Here is a 15,013-nt window from a genome sequence, read left to right as displayed (position 1 = left end):
ACAGGCGTGCCAGGGAGGCGCGACATCATGATCCCCAACGACTATCCGACGCTGAACTTCGACCTCGGCGAGACCGCCGACATGATGCGGGACAGCGTGCGCAGCTTCGCCGCCGACGCGATCGCGCCGCGCGCCGCCGACATCGACCGCGACAACACCTTCCCGCACGATTTGTGGCGCAAGCTCGGCGACCTGGGCGTGCTCGGGGTCACGGTCGGCGAGGAATACGGCGGCGCCGGCATGGGCTATCTCGAGCACTGCGTGGCGATGGAGGAGATCAGCCGGGCTTCGGCCGCGGTCGGCCTCAGCTACGGCGCCCACTCCAATCTCTGCGTCAACCAGATCCGCCTGAACGGCAACGAGGAGCAGAAGCGGCGCTTCCTGCCGAAGCTGGTGTCCGGCGAGTTCGTCGGCGCCCTGGCGATGAGCGAGCCGGGCGCCGGTTCCGACGTGGTGTCGATGCGCACCCGGGCCGAGAAGAAGGGCGACCGCTGGATCCTGAACGGCGGCAAGATGTGGATCACCAACGGCCCGACCGCCGACGTGATCGTGGTCTACGCCAAGACCGACCCTGACGCCCACCAGCGCGGCATCACCGCCTTCCTGGTCGAGAAGGGCATGAATGGGTTCTCGGTCGCCCAGAAGCTCGACAAGCTCGGCATGCGCGGCTCGGACACCGGCGAGCTGGTGTTCCAGGACGTCGAGATCCCCGAGGAGAACCTGCTCGGCACCCTGAACAAGGGCGTCAACGTGCTGATGAGCGGGCTCGACTACGAGCGTGCGGTGCTGGCCGCCGGCCCGACCGGGATCATGCAGGCCTGCATGGACGTGGTGATCCCCTACGTCCACGAGCGCAAGCAGTTCGGCCAGGCGATCGGCGAGTTCCAGATCATGCAGGGCAAGCTGGCGGACATGTACGTGACCATGAACGCCGCCAAGTCGTACGTGTACACGGTGGCCAAGGCCTGCGACCGCGGCGAGGTCACCCGCAAGGACGCCGCCGGCGCGATCCTGTACGCCGCCGAGAAGGCGACCTGGATGGCGCTCGAGGCGATCCAGTGCCTGGGCGGCAACGGCTACATCAACGACTACGCCACCGGCCGCCTGCTGCGCGACGCCAAGCTCTACGAGATCGGCGCCGGCACCAGCGAGATCCGCCGCATGCTGATCGGCCGCGAGCTGTTCAAGGAGACCAGCTGAGGCCGGCGGGCGGCGCGTAACCGCCCGCCGCCGCTCATTGCTTGTCGAAGCCGCCGGTCTCCGGGTCCAGGATCGCGACCGTCAGCATCATGCCGTTGTCCTCGTGGAACAGGTTGTGACAGTGCAGGACGAACTCGCCCGTGAAGTCGACCTGCTTGCTGGCCGCCACCACCATGGTGCCGGGCACGAAGTTGGAGTTGGTGTCGGCCGTGCCGGCATCGAAGTAGATCGTGTCCCGCCAGATCGGCATCTGGTAGTACACCGGCGCCTCGTAGCCCCGGTTCGCGACGTCGTACGGCACCCGGGCGAATGCCGCGAACGAGTTGATGTGGATGTGGAAGATGTGGGCGTCGTTGGAGCTGTAGAGGTTCCAGACGTCGGAATCCCCCTTGAACAGCTGCAGCTGTGCCGGCTTGCCGGGCTCGCCGTCGAAATGCTGGTCGTTGATCAGGAACGCCGGTGCGGTCGGCACGCCGGAGGCGTTGAAGTTGGCATCGACGGTCTTGAACTCGAGGCTCTGGGTCGCGACCGGCATGGTGGCCGGCACGCCGACCGTCGAGCCGGACACCGGCAGGCTGTCCGGGACCGCCGGGCGCTGGATGGTCGCGGTCGCGAACAGCGCCTCGGTCGGCAGGGTCTGGCCCTTGGTCGAGGTGTTGGCCGAGATCACGAAGGTCATCAGGTTCGAGGTGTTCGGCGTGTTGTTCTCGACCACGGTCGGGGCCTCGCCGGGGGCGGCACCATAGAGCTCGAAGCTGCCGGCGGCGTTCGCCTGGATCAGCAGATCGAGCCGCTGGCCGGGCGCCAGTGTCAGGATCTCGGCGGTGGTGTAGTAGGCGCTGTCCTTGGTCGTCAGGCTGTAGTCGATCTCGAAATACGCACCGGTGCCGGTGGCGTCGCGCGGCAGCAGGGCGATGCCGTCGACCGCGATGGCGTAGACGCCGGGCAGGGCGGGCGCCGGGCTCGCGGTGCCGGTGTATTTCAGCTTCGGGATGTAGGTCTGGCCGTTCGAGGCGTTCACCAGCCGCAGCCGGACGATCTGGCCGATGTCCATCGCCACCGTCGGGTTGTACTGGCCGTTGATCGAGGTCGCGGTGCCGGCGGTGTTCGGCGTCAGGGTCAGGTCGAGGCAGGCGCTCGGATCCGGCGAGCCGCCGATATAGTAGCCGGCGGGGTAGAAGATCGCCGCGGTCTTCGCCGCGTTCGTGTAGTTCAGGTCGATGGTCTGCATGACCGCGACGATTTCGTCGGCGGCCGTGATCTTGCACTGGGTGGCAAGCAGGTCGTCGAGGTCGCCGTCGCCGGCCTCGCCGCGGACGATCAGCGCTCCCGACATCCCGGGGCCGACCTGGCTTGCCACCGCGCCGTGCTTGTGCGGGTGGTACCAGAACGTCCCGACAGGGTGGTCGGCGGGGACTGCATAGTAGTACGGATAGCTGGTCGGCTGGCCGATCACGTGGTGGTTGGAGTCGGCCGTCGACCGGATCATCAGCAGCACGTTGTCGGACGGCGACTGCGGCGTGACGTGCAGGCCGTGGGTGTGCAGGTTCGTCATCGTGAACCCGTGCGGCCGCCATCCCGAATCCGGCGCCATCATGCCGATGTCGTCGTTCGGGCCGCAGACCGTCATCGAGTTGTTGAACCACACGCCGGTGGACTGCCCGCGCTGGAACACCAGGGTCGGGCCGACCTGAACGGCCCCGGCCGGTGGCGGCGAGTTGCCGTCGGTGAAGGACGTGGCGGTCAGCGTCACGGGGCCGAGCGTGATGTCGGACCGGGTCTGAGCGTTCAAGGCATACAGGATGTCCGGCAGGGTCGCGGCGGCCTGGCCCGGGATCCCGGTCAGTTGGCCCAGATAGCTCTGGGCGGCCGCGCCGGTCGGCGAGACCGCGGTGGCGAGCGGCGGGCTGGCGATCGGGTCGCCGGTCGCCAGCCGGGTGCTGTGGATCGCCGGGATCGCCGCCCGGGCGGTGATCGGCATGATCGAGATCGCCGCCGCGGTGCCGGCCATCGCGCCGAGGCCCATGAGGGCATCCCGGCGGTTCGGAGTCGAACTACGGATTCCGTGTGTCACAACGCGCCTCCCCTTCGCGCAGGTAACATGAGAGGCACACTATCGCTGCGATCTTCGTGTCCGTCTATGCACACAATGATTGCAGACCGCAGCATTCTGCCGGCACCGGGCCGGCCGCTTCTCCCCGGATCGTCATTTCGCCAGGAAGGAGAGGAGATCGGTGTGATGCCCGATCATCTTCCACTGGCCGTTCTCCAGGCGAAAGATGTTGGTCGCCCGGATCGTGACCGTCTCCGTCTTGCCGTCGACGATGTTGCGACCGACCTCGTAGTTGCTGGTCACGGCGAGATCGGCGCCGGCGTTGACGCGCATCTCCGTCGGCTCGACCGAACCGCCGAGTTTCATCTCCGCGGTGGCTTTCCAGATGGGGGCCACCTGGACCCAGCCGACGTGAAGCCCGCCGCCCGGACCCATGTAGGTGATGTCGTCGGCATGCGACCAGACCTCGAGCATCGGCTGGACGTCGCCGGTGAACATCACGTTGAGCGCGGCATAGAACCGGTCGGCGGCGGCGCGTACGGCCGCCTCGTCGGCCCGTGCGGCGGTCGCGTGCGCCAGGGTGACAAGAGTGAGCGCGAGGACGGCGGTAGAGCGAACTGCGTTGCGCATTGCTCCCGCTCCTCACATCTGCCGCGACGGCAGGCTGGGATCGAGGATCCGGCGCGCCGCCTCGGCACCCGACACCGGCAGGCCGGCCGGATCGAGCAGGCCGAGCTGGACCAGCACGCTGGCCTGGTCCCAGTAGATGTGCTCGTGCGAGATCTTGCCGTCCCTGACCCCGACCACCACGCAGAACGCCGCCTCGACCCGCCTGCCGGTCGGCTGAACCCCCGGCAGCATCCACTCGATCTCCGTGGTGTGCGTGAACCGGATCACCAGTTCGTCGACGATCTGGTCGGTGCCGACCGTGCTCGACACCGGAACCATCTCGACGTCCGGCGGAAAGAACTTGCCGACCAGGTGATTGGCGTAGAACGCCCGGACCCCGTCCCGTCCGTAACCGCCGACCATCGACGGCACGTTGGTGAGATGCGGGTTGTCGGTCATGGTGGCCATGGTGGTGTCCAGGTCGCCGCGGAGTTCGGCCTGGACATGCTCCTGGAAGAGGTCGACCAGTGCCTGTTGGCGGTCGCTGAGTTCGGTGCTCATCTGGATACATCCCCTCGTCGATTTTCGGGTGCGGCGAGGCCGCGCCGGATCGATAGCATGGCAGGAAAATGATGAACGACGGATTGATCGGTGCGACCGACGGTCTCGCACGCTGTTTCTGGCCGGGCGAGCATGCCGACTACATCGCCTATCACGACGACGAATGGGGGCGGCCGGTCGGCGACGACATCCGGCTGTACGAGAAGATCTGCCTGGAGGGTTTCCAGTCGGGGCTGTCCTGGCTGACCATCCTGCGCAAGCGCGAGAACTTCCGGGCCGGGTTCGCCGGCTTCGACTTCCGCAAGGTCGCGACCTTCGACGAGGGCGACGTGCAGCGGCTGCTGGCCGACGCCGGCATCGTGCGGCACCGCGGCAAGATCGAATCGACCATCAACAACGCCCGGCGCGCCGTCGAGCTGGTCGAGGAGGCCGGGTCGCTGGCGGCGTTCATCTGGTCGTTCGAGCCCAAGCCGGCCGACCGGCCAACGCGGTTCGACCGCGACACCCTGATGCAGATCACCCAGTCCTCAGCCTCGACCGCGCTGTCCAAGGCGCTGAAGAAGCGGGGCTGGAGCTTCGTCGGCCCGACCACGATGTACGCCTTCATGCAGTCGGTCGGGATCGTCAACGACCATCTGGACGGCTGTCACAGCCGCACCGCCTGCGAGCACGCCCGCGCGGCGTTCCAGCGGCCCTGACCCGGGAGGACCAGCGATGACCGGCACCCGCATCTACTCCGGCGCCCCGTTCGAGGCGATGGCCGGCTATGCCCGGGCGGTGGTCGACCCGCCCTACGTCTTCGTGTCCGGCACCACCGGCTTCGATCCCGAGACCCTGAAGTTCCCGGACGACGTCGAGAGCCAGTGCGAGAACTGCTTCACCAACATCGCGCGCGCCCTGGCCCAGGCCGGCGCCAGCCTGCACGACCTGGTGCGGGTGCGGGTCTTCGTGGCCAGCCGCGAGGAGTTCGAGCGCATCAAGCCGATCATCAAGAAGCATTGCGACGCCGCCCGGCCGGCCAACACCACGGTGCTGGCGGAACTGGTGGAGCCCTACATGCGGGTCGAGATCGAGGCGACCGCCCGGCTGACGGCGCGGGAGCAGGGACGGCCATGACCGCTCGGAGTGGAGGGACTCGCATGCCCGGCCGCGCGCTTGCTATCGTCCGCCCTGCATCTTCGCGCGGGTCCTCCGTGCCGGCCTGCCTGCCTCTGCCAGGGGAACTGCCATGACCGACGCCACCGTCACGATCCCGGCCCGCAAGGGCAAGGCGGCGCGGCTGCCGGCGGGCAGGGCGATCAAGGTGATCAACACCCCGGGCACCCAGGTGGTCGATACCTGGGCCTTCGTCGACGGCGACATGACGGAGTTCATGTCGATGGAGCACAGCCGGGCCGCCATGAACCGGCTGACCCCGAAGATCGGCGACACCCTGGTGACCAACCGCCGCCGGCCGATCCTGTCGGTGGTCGACGACACCTCGGGGGAGGTCCACGACACCTTCATCGCCGCCTGCGACCGTTGGCGCTACGAGGGCCTGGGGGTCGAGGGTTTCCACGACAGCTGCCAGGACAACCTGCATGCCGCGCTGGCCGAGCTCGGGCTGGCCGCGACCGAGACGCCGAGCCCGCTGAACCTGTTCATGAACATTCCCTGGGACCTGGCCGGGCGGATCGACTGGAAGCCGCCGGTGTCGGAGCCGGGCAGCTACATCCTGCTGAGGGCCGAGCGCGACTGCATCGTGGCGTTCTCGTCCTGCCCGCAGGACATCATCCCGATCAACGGTGTCGGCTGCACCCCGCAGGCCGCGCATTTCGTGGTTCTGGACGGGGCGGCGTTCTAGCCGGAGGAGACGCTGCATGCCGACCGTCCTCATCACCGGCGCCAACCGCGGCATCGGCCTCGAACTCGCCCGGCAGTACGCGGCCGACGGCTGGACGGTGGTCGCGACCTGCCGCGAGCCCGGCAAGGCCGCCGAGCTGAAGGCGATCGGCGGCGACGTCCCGGTGCACCGGCTCGACGTCGACGATCCGGCGGATCTCGACGCCCTGGCGGCCGCGCTGAACGGTCAGCCGATCGACGTGCTGTTCAACAACGCCGGCATCAACATCCGCGGGGCGTCGATCGGCGACATCGACTACGACGGCTGGGCGCGGACCATGGCCACCAACGTGTTCGGTCCGGTCCGGGTGGCCTGGGCGCTGAAGGACAACGTGCTGGCCTCGGGCGCCAAGGTCATGGCGTTCACCAGTTCCAAGATGGGCTCGATCGCCGAGAACCGCGGCGGCAGCATCATGTATCGTTCGTCCAAGACCGCGCTGAACATGGCGGTCGACTGCCTGGCCCGGGAACTGGGTGGCCAGGGCGCGATCGCCGTGACGTTTCACCCCGGGCATGTCCGCACCGACATGGGCGGCCCGTCGGCGCCGGTGACCGCGCAGGAGAGTGCCGCCGGCATGCGCCGGGTGATCGCCGGCCTGACCCCGGCCGACAACGGGGCGTTCCGGAACTTCGACGGCACGCCGCTGCCCTGGTGAGGCGCGGCGACCACGACCAAGGGAGAACCAGGTCATGACCGACAACGACGAAGAACCGAGCCAGGCCGAGGGGTCGGGATCCCCGATCGAGTTCTATTTCGACTTCTCGTCGCCCTACGGCTATCTCGCCGCCCACAAGATCGACTCGATCGCCCGGCTGTATGGTCGGGCCATGAACTGGCGGCCGATCCTACTCGGGGTGATCTTCAAGACCACCGGCGCCCAGCCGCTGCTCGACATCCCGATCAAGGGTCCCTACACCCGCCGCGACATGGAGCGGACGGCCCGCTTCCTAGGCCTGCCGCTGGTGTTCCCCGAGGTCATGCCGTTCCCGTCGATCGCCGCGGCGCGGGCGGTCTACTGGGTGCAGGATCGGGATCCGGAGAAGGCCCGCGAGCTCTGCCTGGCGCTGTACGACCGGGCGTTCGCCCAGGGCGGCGACATCCGCGAGGCCGGCGCCGTGCTGGACTGTGCCGTCGAGATCGGGATCGATCGCGACGCGCTGGCCGCCGCCCTGCAGGACCCGGCGGTCAAGGAGCGGCTGAAGACCGAGAACGAGGCGGCGATGGCGGCCGGCGTGTGCGGCTCGCCGTTCTTCGTGGTCGACGGCGAGCCGTTCTGGGGCGCCGACCGGCTCGACCACCTCGAGCGCTGGCTCGCCACCGGCGGCTGGTGACAACTGCATGAGAACGTCCCGATGAGCGTCATCGTCTCCCGCCTGGACACCAGGTCCGACGGCTTCCGCGCCAACGCCGAGCGCACCCGTACCCTGGTCGACGACCTGCGCGCCATGGTCCGCGCGGTCAAGGAGGGCGGCGGCGAACGGGCGCGCGAGCGGCACCTGGCCCGCGGCAAGCTGCTGCCGCGCGACCGGGTCCGGACCCTGCTCGATCCGGGCGCGCCGTTCCTGGAGTTCAGCCAGTTGGCGGCCGACGGGATGTATGGCGGCGAGGTGCCGTCGGCCGGCATCGTCACCGGCATCGGCCGGGTCGCCGGCCGGGAATGCGTGGTGGTCTGCAACGACGCCACCGTGAAGGGCGGCACCTATTTCCCGCTGACCGTGAAGAAGCACCTGCGGGCCCAGGAGATTGCCCGCGAGAACGCGCTGCCCTGCGTCTACCTGGTCGATTCCGGCGGCGCCAACCTGCCGAACCAGGACGAGGTGTTCCCGGACCGCGACCATTTCGGCCGGATCTTCTTCAACCAGGCCCGCATGTCGTCGGAGCGTATCCCGCAGATCGCCGTGGTGATGGGCAGTTGCACCGCCGGCGGCGCCTACGTCCCGGCGATGGCCGACGAGAGCATCATCGTGAAGGGCCAGGGCACGATCTTCCTCGGCGGGCCGCCGCTGGTGAAGGCCGCCACCGGCGAGGTGGTGTCGGCCGAGGACCTGGGCGGTGCCGAGGTGCATTCCCGGACCTCCGGCGTGACCGACCACATGGCCCAGAGCGACCACCACGCGCTGGCCCTGGCGCGCGGCATCGTCGGCAACCTGAACCGCCCGAAGCGGCCGAACGTGGAGCTGCGCGATCCCGCGCCGCCGCGCTACGACCCGCAGGAGATCTACGGCCTGATGCCGTCGGACCTGCGCCAGCCGATCGAGATCCGCGAGGTGATCGCCCGCATCGTCGACGACTCGGTGCTCGACGAGTTCAAGCCGCTGTACGGCCCGTCGCTGGTCACCGGCTTCGCGCATATCCACGGCTATCCGATCGGCATCGTCGCCAACAACGGCATCCTGTTCTCGGAGTCGGCCCTGAAGGGCGCGCATTTCATCGAGCTGTGCGCCCAGCGGAAGATCCCGCTGCTGTTCCTGCAGAACATCACCGGCTTCATGGTCGGCCGGAAATACGAGGCCGGCGGCATCGCCAAGGACGGCGCCAAGCTGGTGACCGCGGTGGCGACCGCCGAGGTGCCGAAGTTCACGGTGATCGTCGGCGGCTCGTTCGGGGCCGGCAACTACGGCATGTGCGGCCGGGCCTACTCACCCCGCATGCTGTACACGTGGCCGACCGCGCGGATCTCTGTGATGGGCGGCGAGCAGGCGGCGAACGTGCTGGGGCAGGTCCGCCGCGACAACATCGAGGCCCGTGGCGAGACCTGGCCCGAGGCCGAGGAGGAGGCGTTCAAGGCGCCGATCCGCGAGCAGTACGAGACCCAGGGCCATCCCTACTACGCGACCGCCCGGCTGTGGGACGACGGTATCCTGGACCCGGCCGAGACCCGCACGGCCCTGGCGCTGTCGCTGTCGGCCGCGCTCAACCGGCAGATCGAGGACACCCGGTTCGGCGTGTTCCGGATGTGATGGCGGGAGAAAGCCGATGAAACCCGCGGTGAAGCGGCCCGAGACCCTGATCGTCGAACGCGACGGGCGCGGCGTCGTCCGGCTCACCCTGAACCGGCCGGAGATCCGCAACGCCTTCGACGGCACGCTGATCAACGACCTGACCGCGACGCTTGACCAGTTGGCGGCCGACCGGGAGACCCGCGTGCTGGTGCTGACCGGCGCCGGCGAGGCGTTCTCGGCCGGGGCCGAGCTCGGCTGGATGCGCTCCGCGGCCGAGCAGGGCGACCGCGAGAACTTCCAGGACGCGCTGCGCCTGGCCGAGCTGATGCGCCGGCTCGACGACATGCCGATGCCGACGATCGCCCGGGTCAACGGCGCCGCCATGGGCGGCGGCGTCGGGTTGACCGCCTGCTGCGACATGGCGGTCGCCGCCGAGGGCGCGGTGTTCGCGCTGAGCGAGGTCCGGCTCGGAATCATCCCGGGCGCCATCAGCCCCTATGTGCTGCGCGCCATCGGCCCGCACGAGGCGCGGCGCTACTTCCTGACCGGAGAGCGCTTCGACGCCGCGACCGCGCGGCGCATCGGCCTGGTCAACGAGGTTGTGCCCGACGAGGGGCTCGACGCCGCGGTGGAGGACCTGGTCGGCAAGCTGCTGGCGTCCGGCCCGAAAGCGGTGCGGGCGGCCAAGGACCTGATCGCCCATGTGGCGCTGAAGGAGATCGACGACCTGCTGATCCGCGACACCGCCCAGCGGATCGCCGACCAGCGGGCCGGCGCCGAGGCCCGCGAAGGGCTGGACGCGTTCCTGGAGAAGCGCAAGCCGAGGTGGAGCGCGTGATTCGCACCCTTCTGATCGCCAATCGCGGCGAGATCGCCTGCCGGGTGGCCCGCAGCGCGCGCGCCATGGGCATCCGCACGGTCGCGGTGTACTCCGAGGCCGACGCCGCCGCCCCGCATGTCCGGGCCTGCGACGAGGCCTGGCCGATCGGTCCGGCGGCTGCCGCCGACTCCTATCTCAAGGCCGACGTCATTCTCGATGTGGCCCGCCGGGCCGGCGCCGACGCGGTGCATCCGGGCTACGGCTTCCTGTCGGAGAACGCCGGCTTCGCCCGCGCCTGCGAGGCCGCCGGCGTGGTGTTCGTCGGGCCGCCCGCCGCGGCGATCGAGGCCATGGGCTCGAAGGCCGGCGCCAAGGCGCTGATGGAGAAGGCCGGGGTGCCGCTGGTGCCGGGCTATCACGGCGACGACCAGGATCCCGGGCGGCTGGCCGCGGCGGCCCGCGAGATCGGCTTCCCGGTGCTGCTGAAGGCGTCGGCCGGCGGCGGCGGCAAGGGCATGCGGGTGGTTCGCGCCGAGGCCGAGCTGGCGGCTGCCATCGAGTCGGCGAAGCGCGAGGGCAGGGCCTCGTTCGGCGACGACCGGCTGATCGTCGAGAAGTACCTGGAGCGGCCGCGCCATGTCGAGGTCCAGGTGTTCGCCGACCGCCACGGCAGTACCGTCCACCTGTTCGAGCGCGACTGCTCGGCCCAGCGCCGCCACCAGAAGATCCTGGAGGAGGCGCCGGCCCCCGATCTCGACCCGGGCACCCGCGCGGCCATGGGCAAGGCGGCGGTCGCCGCGGCCGAGGCGGTCGGCTATGTCGGCGCCGGCACCGTGGAGTTCATCCTGGACGCCTCCGGGTCGTTCCATTTCATGGAGATGAACACCCGCCTGCAGGTCGAGCACCCGGTCACCGAGCTGATCACCGGCCTCGACCTGGTCGCCCTGCAGCTGCGGGTGGCGGCCGGCGAGAAGCTGCCGTTCGCCCAGGCGGCGCTGGGCATCGACGGGCATGCGGTCGAGGTCCGGCTGTACGCCGAGGATCCGGCCCGCGACTTCTTCCCGCAGACCGGCCCGCTGACCCGCCTGCGGTTTCCGTCCGGACCGGGCATCCGGGTGGATTCCGGGGTCGAGGAGGGCGGTGCGGTGACCGTCCACTACGACCCGATGATCGCCAAGGTGATCGCCCACGGCCGCGACCGGCGCGAGGCGCTGGCCCGGTTGGCGGCGGCCCTCGGCCGCACCGAGGTGGTCGGCGTCACCACCAATGCCGGCTTCCTGAAGCGGCTGGTCGAGCATCCCGAGGTGGTGGCGGGTCCGATCGACACCGGCTTCGTCGGGCGGGAGATCGCCGTGCTGGCGCCGGCCGGGGAGGCGGCACCCGATGCCGTCCTGGCGGTCGCCGGCCTCGCCGAGATGCTGGCGCTGGACGAGACCGCCAAGGCGGCGGCCCGGCGCACCGGAGACCCGCACTCGCCCTGGGCCCGGGCCGACGGCTGGCGGCTGAACGATGCCGCCCACCACGACCTGGTGTTGCAGGACGGCGGCCAGGAGGCCGGTCGGATGCGCACCGTCCGCATGACCCACGAGGCCGGCGCCTGGACGGCGCTGGTCGATCACCCGACGGGTGGGGCCAGTCCGCTGCGACTCGCCGGTACCCGCGACGCCGACGGCGGACTGGAGCTGCGGATCGATGGGGTCCGGCAGGCTGCGACGGTGGTCGCCGACGGCGACCGCCGGGTGGTGTTCCTGGCCGGGCGATCCTGGCCGCTGGTTCTGGACGACCCGTTCGCCGCCGGCGATGCCGAGGAGGGCGGCGAGGGCCGTCTGACGGCACCGATGCCGGCCAAGGTGATCCGGGTGGCGGCGGCGGTCGGCGACCGGGTGGCGCGCGGCGCCGTGCTGCTGGTGCTCGAGGCCATGAAGATGGAGCACAGCATGGCGGCACCGGCCGCCGGCACGGTGACCCGGCTGGCGGTCGCCGAGGGCGACCTGGTGGAGGAGGGGGCGGAACTGGTGGTGCTGGAGCCGGGCGATCCGGAAGACGGGGTGGCCGGCGCATGATCGCCCGCTATCGCACGCCGCTGATCGCCATCGGGTTGGTGGCGGCGGCGCTGGTCCTGTGGTTCACCCCTGCGCCGGACGGCGCCTCGCCGGTGATGATGCGCGCCGCTGCCCTGGTGGTGCTGTCGATCGGCTGCTGGGCGACCATGATCGTTCCCGAACACCTGACGGCGCTGGGCTTCTTCCTCGGCGCCATGGTGCTGCATGTCGGACAACCGCCGGTGATCTTCTCCGGCTTCGCCAGCCCGGCATTCTGGCTGGTGTTCGGCGGGCTGGTGATCGGTGCCGCCGTCGATCGCACCGGCCTCGGCCGGCGAATCGCCCGGGCGCTGGTCGGCCGGTTTACCGGCGGGTATCTGGCGACCGTCGCCGGGGTGGTGACCGTCGCGCTGGCGCTCGGCTTCCTGATGCCGTCGACCATGAGCCGCCTGATCCTGCTGCTGCCGATCGTGCTGGCGCTGTCCGAGCGTCTGGGTTGGGGCGAGGGCTCGCGCGGCCGTACCGGCCTGGTCGTGGCCGTCGGGTTCGGGTCCTATCTCGGGCCGGTGGCGATCCTGCCGGCCAACGTGCCGAACAATGTGCTGCTGGGCGCGGCCCAGGTGTTCCACGGCGTTCAGATCCAGTATTTCGACTGGCTGGTCCTGCACTTTCCGGTGCTCGGCCTGATGAAGTCGGTGCTGCTGGTGGTGGTGGTCTGGGTGCTGTTCCGGGAGCCGCCGGGCGAACCGGGGAGTGCCGCCGAGGAGGCGGGTCCGGTGTACTGGAGCCGTGACGAGCGCCGGCTCGCCGTGCTGCTGGCCGCCGCCCTGGCGCTGTGGGCCAGCGATGCGGCGCATGGCGTGTCGCCGGCCTGGATCAGCCTCGGCGCCGGGCTGATCTGCCTGATGCCGGCGGTCGGGCTGGTCCCGGCCCAGGCGTTCCGCGACAAGGTGCCGATGAACCCGCTGATCTATGTCGCCGGCATCCTCGGGGTCGGCGCGCTGGTCGCCGACAGCGGCCTGGGCGCGGCGCTGGCCGAGGGCGTGCTGCACGCCATCGAGCTCGATCCCGGGTCGCCGGGGCGCAGTTTCTTCGTGCTGTCGCTGCTGGCGACCGGTCTCGGCACGGTGTCGACCATGCCGGGCGTGCCGGCGATTCTCACGCCGATCGCCGGCGACATGGCGGCGGCGTCGGGTCTGCCGGTCGAGACCGTGCTGATGACCTTCGTGGTCGGTTTCTCGACCGTGTTCTTTCCCTACCAGGTGCCGCCGCTGATCGTGCTGCTGCAGCTCGGCAACATCCCGGCCCGGGCGGCGGCCAGTACCGCCCTGGTGTCGGCGGTGGCGACGGTGGTGCTGCTGCTGCCGCTGGATTACCTGTGGTGGCGGTTCCTCGGGCTGCTGCCCTGACCGTCGTTGTCGAGACCGGAGAGCGGCCGATGCCCCTCAACCTGATCAAGCTCTGCGTCGGCATCGAGACCGTCGAGCAGCTGGAGCGGTACCGCAGGCAGCGCCGGGCCGAACTGGCTGCCGCCGGACTGCCGCCGTTCGACCGCCACCTGACCCGCAACTTCCCGCGGCGGGCCGACGAGATCCTGGGGACCGGCGGCTCGCTGTACTGGGTGATCAAGCGCGAGGTCCGGGTGCGCCAGCGCCTGCACGCCATCGAGGAGGCGGTCGACCACGAGGGCCGGCCGTGCTGTGCCCTGGTGTTCGAGAACGAGCTGGTGCGGGTGATGCCGCGCAGCCAGCGGCCGTTCCAGGGCTGGCGCTATCTGGAGGGCGCCGACGCGCCGGCCGACCTGCCGGCGCATGCGGTCGACGAATCGGCGGAGATGCCCGAGGACATGCGCCGCGAGCTGCGGTCGCTCGGCCTGCTCTGACCGGCCTGCTCTGACCGGCTTGCTCCGGCCGGCGGGGTCAGCCGCCGGCGGGCTTCCCGCCCTGGGTCACGGTGCGGTTGGCGGGCGCCACCGTGAAGTCGATGGTCGTGCCGCTGCTCAGGTTGCTGAACTTCTGCAGGCCGGAATGCGGCTGCATGGTGATGGTCGCCACGCGCGAGCCGCGCCGGTAGGTCATGGTCGAGATCCGGGCCCGCACGGTCGTCAGCTGTTCCCAGCCGAAGCGCGGCATCTCCTTGGTGTAGAAGGCGTACATGTCGATCATGACGTAGCCCACGTCGAGCGAAAGCCGGCCGATCCAGCCGTCCTCGGTGCCGAGCACGAGCGACTGCTCGAGGTCGATGTCGGCGTCGGCCGGGATCGGGATGTCGTTGAACTGTTTGAAGGTGTCGGCCGCGGTCGCGCCGGTGTTCACGGGCTGCTCCGAGGATCGCGACCTGCCGCCGTCACTCGCCTGGGCCTGCTTGTGCTCGGGCGGGGCGAACGGGTTGGTCACGCAGCCGGTGAGGCCGAGCAGGGCGGACAGCGCGGCAATCCGGGCGATACCGGCGAAACCCACAGATCGGGAGGGGCGACGGAGGGCTGGCGAGAATGGTGTCATGGGCGCGTCGGATCCTCAAATGGAAGCGTCGACGGTGGGCACCGCCATGGCCAGATATTGTGCCACGGACGATTCACCAAGTCAGCATATGGAGGATGTCGATTTTATGAAACGAAGGCTTGCAAGCCGGAAAATCGGGGGCTATATACCCCTCACCGCTGAGGGCGCTGCCCTCTCCGGCCTCTCGGAAAGAGAACGGTGTCGGGCAGGAAAACCTGCCACGGCCGCTTTCGCGCCGCAGAGGGGGTTCTACGGGACCCGCCGGCTCTTGTACATTGTGAATTGGAAGGGATGCGCAGGCGGCGGTCTGGCTTTGTTTTTGGCTGGGCGTGCTGGGGCCTGAGAGGGTTCTGGCTTATGGGCCGATCTGTGCATCTGACTGTGCGTCTGAAGGGCGCTTGGC

Annotated in this window: 15 protein-coding genes; 11 read left to right on the top strand and 4 right to left on the bottom strand. The window is 69.8% G+C overall.

Going from position 1 to position 15,013, the window contains the following annotated elements:
• Positions 1–27: 27 nt before the first annotated feature.
• Complete coding sequence (locus RIC31_RS26265; protein WP_350115442.1) at positions 28–1,200, top strand: isovaleryl-CoA dehydrogenase; 1,173 nt, start codon at positions 28–30, stop codon at positions 1,198–1,200.
• 34 nt (positions 1,201–1,234) lie between these two features.
• Here the strand turns inward: RIC31_RS26265 and RIC31_RS26260 are convergent, their stop codons facing one another.
• The 3 genes from RIC31_RS26260 to RIC31_RS26250 form a co-directional block, all read right to left on the bottom strand.
• Positions 1,235–3,226, bottom strand: coding sequence for a multicopper oxidase family protein (locus tag RIC31_RS26260; RefSeq protein WP_350115439.1), 1,992 nt, complete (start codon positions 3,224–3,226; stop codon positions 1,235–1,237).
• A 180-nt stretch (positions 3,227–3,406) separates the two neighbouring features.
• A complete protein-coding gene (locus tag RIC31_RS26255) occupies positions 3,407–3,883 on the bottom strand; it encodes a YybH family protein (RefSeq protein WP_350115436.1) in 477 nt (158 codons plus the stop codon).
• Positions 3,884–3,895: 12 nt separating this feature from the next.
• Positions 3,896–4,423, bottom strand: a complete 528-nt coding sequence (locus RIC31_RS26250; protein ID WP_350115434.1) for a nuclear transport factor 2 family protein — start codon at positions 4,421–4,423, stop codon at positions 3,896–3,898.
• A 71-nt stretch (positions 4,424–4,494) separates the two neighbouring features.
• On the opposite strand from RIC31_RS26250, the gene RIC31_RS26245 reads away from it, so the two are divergent.
• From RIC31_RS26245 to RIC31_RS26200, 10 genes are all read left to right on the top strand, one after another.
• A complete protein-coding gene (locus tag RIC31_RS26245) occupies positions 4,495–5,121 on the top strand; it encodes a DNA-3-methyladenine glycosylase I (RefSeq protein WP_350115431.1) in 627 nt (208 codons plus the stop codon).
• Positions 5,122–5,137: 16 nt separating this feature from the next.
• Positions 5,138–5,539: a RidA family protein gene (locus RIC31_RS26240; RefSeq protein ID WP_350115429.1), complete on the top strand. Its 402-nt coding sequence runs from the start codon at positions 5,138–5,140 to the stop codon at positions 5,537–5,539.
• A 112-nt stretch (positions 5,540–5,651) separates the two neighbouring features.
• A complete protein-coding gene (locus RIC31_RS26235) occupies positions 5,652–6,266 on the top strand; it encodes a DUF1989 domain-containing protein (protein WP_350115426.1) in 615 nt (204 codons plus the stop codon).
• A 16-nt stretch (positions 6,267–6,282) separates the two neighbouring features.
• Entirely contained in the window at positions 6,283–6,960 is a 678-nt protein-coding gene (locus RIC31_RS26230; RefSeq protein ID WP_350115423.1) for an SDR family oxidoreductase, read from the top strand.
• A gap of 34 nt (positions 6,961–6,994) precedes the next feature.
• Positions 6,995–7,636, top strand: a complete 642-nt coding sequence (locus RIC31_RS26225) for a 2-hydroxychromene-2-carboxylate isomerase (protein WP_350115420.1) — start codon at positions 6,995–6,997, stop codon at positions 7,634–7,636.
• A 21-nt stretch (positions 7,637–7,657) separates the two neighbouring features.
• The gene (locus RIC31_RS26220; protein ID WP_350115417.1) at positions 7,658–9,265 is read left to right on the top strand and encodes a carboxyl transferase domain-containing protein; all 1,608 of its coding nucleotides are present in this window, start codon (positions 7,658–7,660) and stop codon (positions 9,263–9,265) included.
• Positions 9,266–9,281: 16 nt separating this feature from the next.
• A complete protein-coding gene (locus tag RIC31_RS26215; protein WP_350115414.1) occupies positions 9,282–10,085 on the top strand; it encodes an enoyl-CoA hydratase/isomerase family protein in 804 nt (267 codons plus the stop codon).
• Complete coding sequence (locus RIC31_RS26210) at positions 10,082–12,130, top strand: acetyl/propionyl/methylcrotonyl-CoA carboxylase subunit alpha (RefSeq protein WP_350115411.1); 2,049 nt, start codon at positions 10,082–10,084, stop codon at positions 12,128–12,130. Before RIC31_RS26215 ends, RIC31_RS26210 begins: the two co-directional genes overlap by 4 nt.
• Positions 12,127–13,518 (top strand): SLC13 family permease, encoded by a 1,392-nt coding sequence (locus tag RIC31_RS26205; RefSeq protein WP_350115408.1) that lies wholly within the window; start codon positions 12,127–12,129, stop codon positions 13,516–13,518. Before RIC31_RS26210 ends, RIC31_RS26205 begins: the two co-directional genes overlap by 4 nt.
• A 29-nt stretch (positions 13,519–13,547) precedes the next feature.
• Positions 13,548–13,991 carry a DUF1489 family protein gene (locus RIC31_RS26200; RefSeq protein ID WP_350115405.1) on the top strand — a complete coding sequence of 148 codons (444 nt, stop codon included), beginning with the start codon at positions 13,548–13,550 and terminating at the stop codon, positions 13,989–13,991.
• Positions 13,992–14,028: 37 nt separating this feature from the next.
• Here the strand turns inward: RIC31_RS26200 and RIC31_RS26195 are convergent, their stop codons facing one another.
• Positions 14,029–14,568 (bottom strand): hypothetical protein, encoded by a 540-nt coding sequence (locus RIC31_RS26195; RefSeq protein ID WP_350115402.1) that lies wholly within the window; start codon positions 14,566–14,568, stop codon positions 14,029–14,031.
• Positions 14,569–15,013 lie beyond the last annotated feature (445 nt).

The sequence above is a fragment of the Thalassobaculum sp. genome (assembly GCF_040219615.1).
Taxonomy (GTDB): Bacteria; Pseudomonadota; Alphaproteobacteria; order Thalassobaculales; family Thalassobaculaceae; genus Thalassobaculum_A.
This window is presented reverse-complemented; position numbering and strand designations above follow the sequence as displayed.

What these genes read in the sequence shown, in the direction of transcription:
- RIC31_RS26215 (WP_350115414.1), top strand. Translation starts at nt 9,282, where the DNA reads ATGAAACCCGCGGTGAAGCGGCCCGAGACCCTGATCGTCGAACGCGAC.
- RIC31_RS26255 (WP_350115436.1), bottom strand. Translation starts at nt 3,883, where the DNA reads ATGCGCAACGCAGTTCGCTCTACCGCCGTCCTCGCGCTCACTCTTGTC.
- RIC31_RS26245 (WP_350115431.1), top strand. Translation starts at nt 4,495, where the DNA reads ATGAACGACGGATTGATCGGTGCGACCGACGGTCTCGCACGCTGTTTC.
- RIC31_RS26260 (WP_350115439.1), bottom strand. Translation starts at nt 3,226, where the DNA reads ATGGGCCTCGGCGCGATGGCCGGCACCGCGGCGGCGATCTCGATCATG.
- RIC31_RS26250 (WP_350115434.1), bottom strand. Translation starts at nt 4,423, where the DNA reads ATGAGCACCGAACTCAGCGACCGCCAACAGGCACTGGTCGACCTCTTC.
- RIC31_RS26200 (WP_350115405.1), top strand. Translation starts at nt 13,548, where the DNA reads ATGCCCCTCAACCTGATCAAGCTCTGCGTCGGCATCGAGACCGTCGAG.
- RIC31_RS26235 (WP_350115426.1), top strand. Translation starts at nt 5,652, where the DNA reads ATGACCGACGCCACCGTCACGATCCCGGCCCGCAAGGGCAAGGCGGCG.
- RIC31_RS26265 (WP_350115442.1), top strand. Translation starts at nt 28, where the DNA reads ATGATCCCCAACGACTATCCGACGCTGAACTTCGACCTCGGCGAGACC.
- RIC31_RS26230 (WP_350115423.1), top strand. Translation starts at nt 6,283, where the DNA reads ATGCCGACCGTCCTCATCACCGGCGCCAACCGCGGCATCGGCCTCGAA.
- RIC31_RS26240 (WP_350115429.1), top strand. Translation starts at nt 5,138, where the DNA reads ATGACCGGCACCCGCATCTACTCCGGCGCCCCGTTCGAGGCGATGGCC.
- RIC31_RS26225 (WP_350115420.1), top strand. Translation starts at nt 6,995, where the DNA reads ATGACCGACAACGACGAAGAACCGAGCCAGGCCGAGGGGTCGGGATCC.
- RIC31_RS26205 (WP_350115408.1), top strand. Translation starts at nt 12,127, where the DNA reads ATGATCGCCCGCTATCGCACGCCGCTGATCGCCATCGGGTTGGTGGCG.
- RIC31_RS26220 (WP_350115417.1), top strand. Translation starts at nt 7,658, where the DNA reads ATGAGCGTCATCGTCTCCCGCCTGGACACCAGGTCCGACGGCTTCCGC.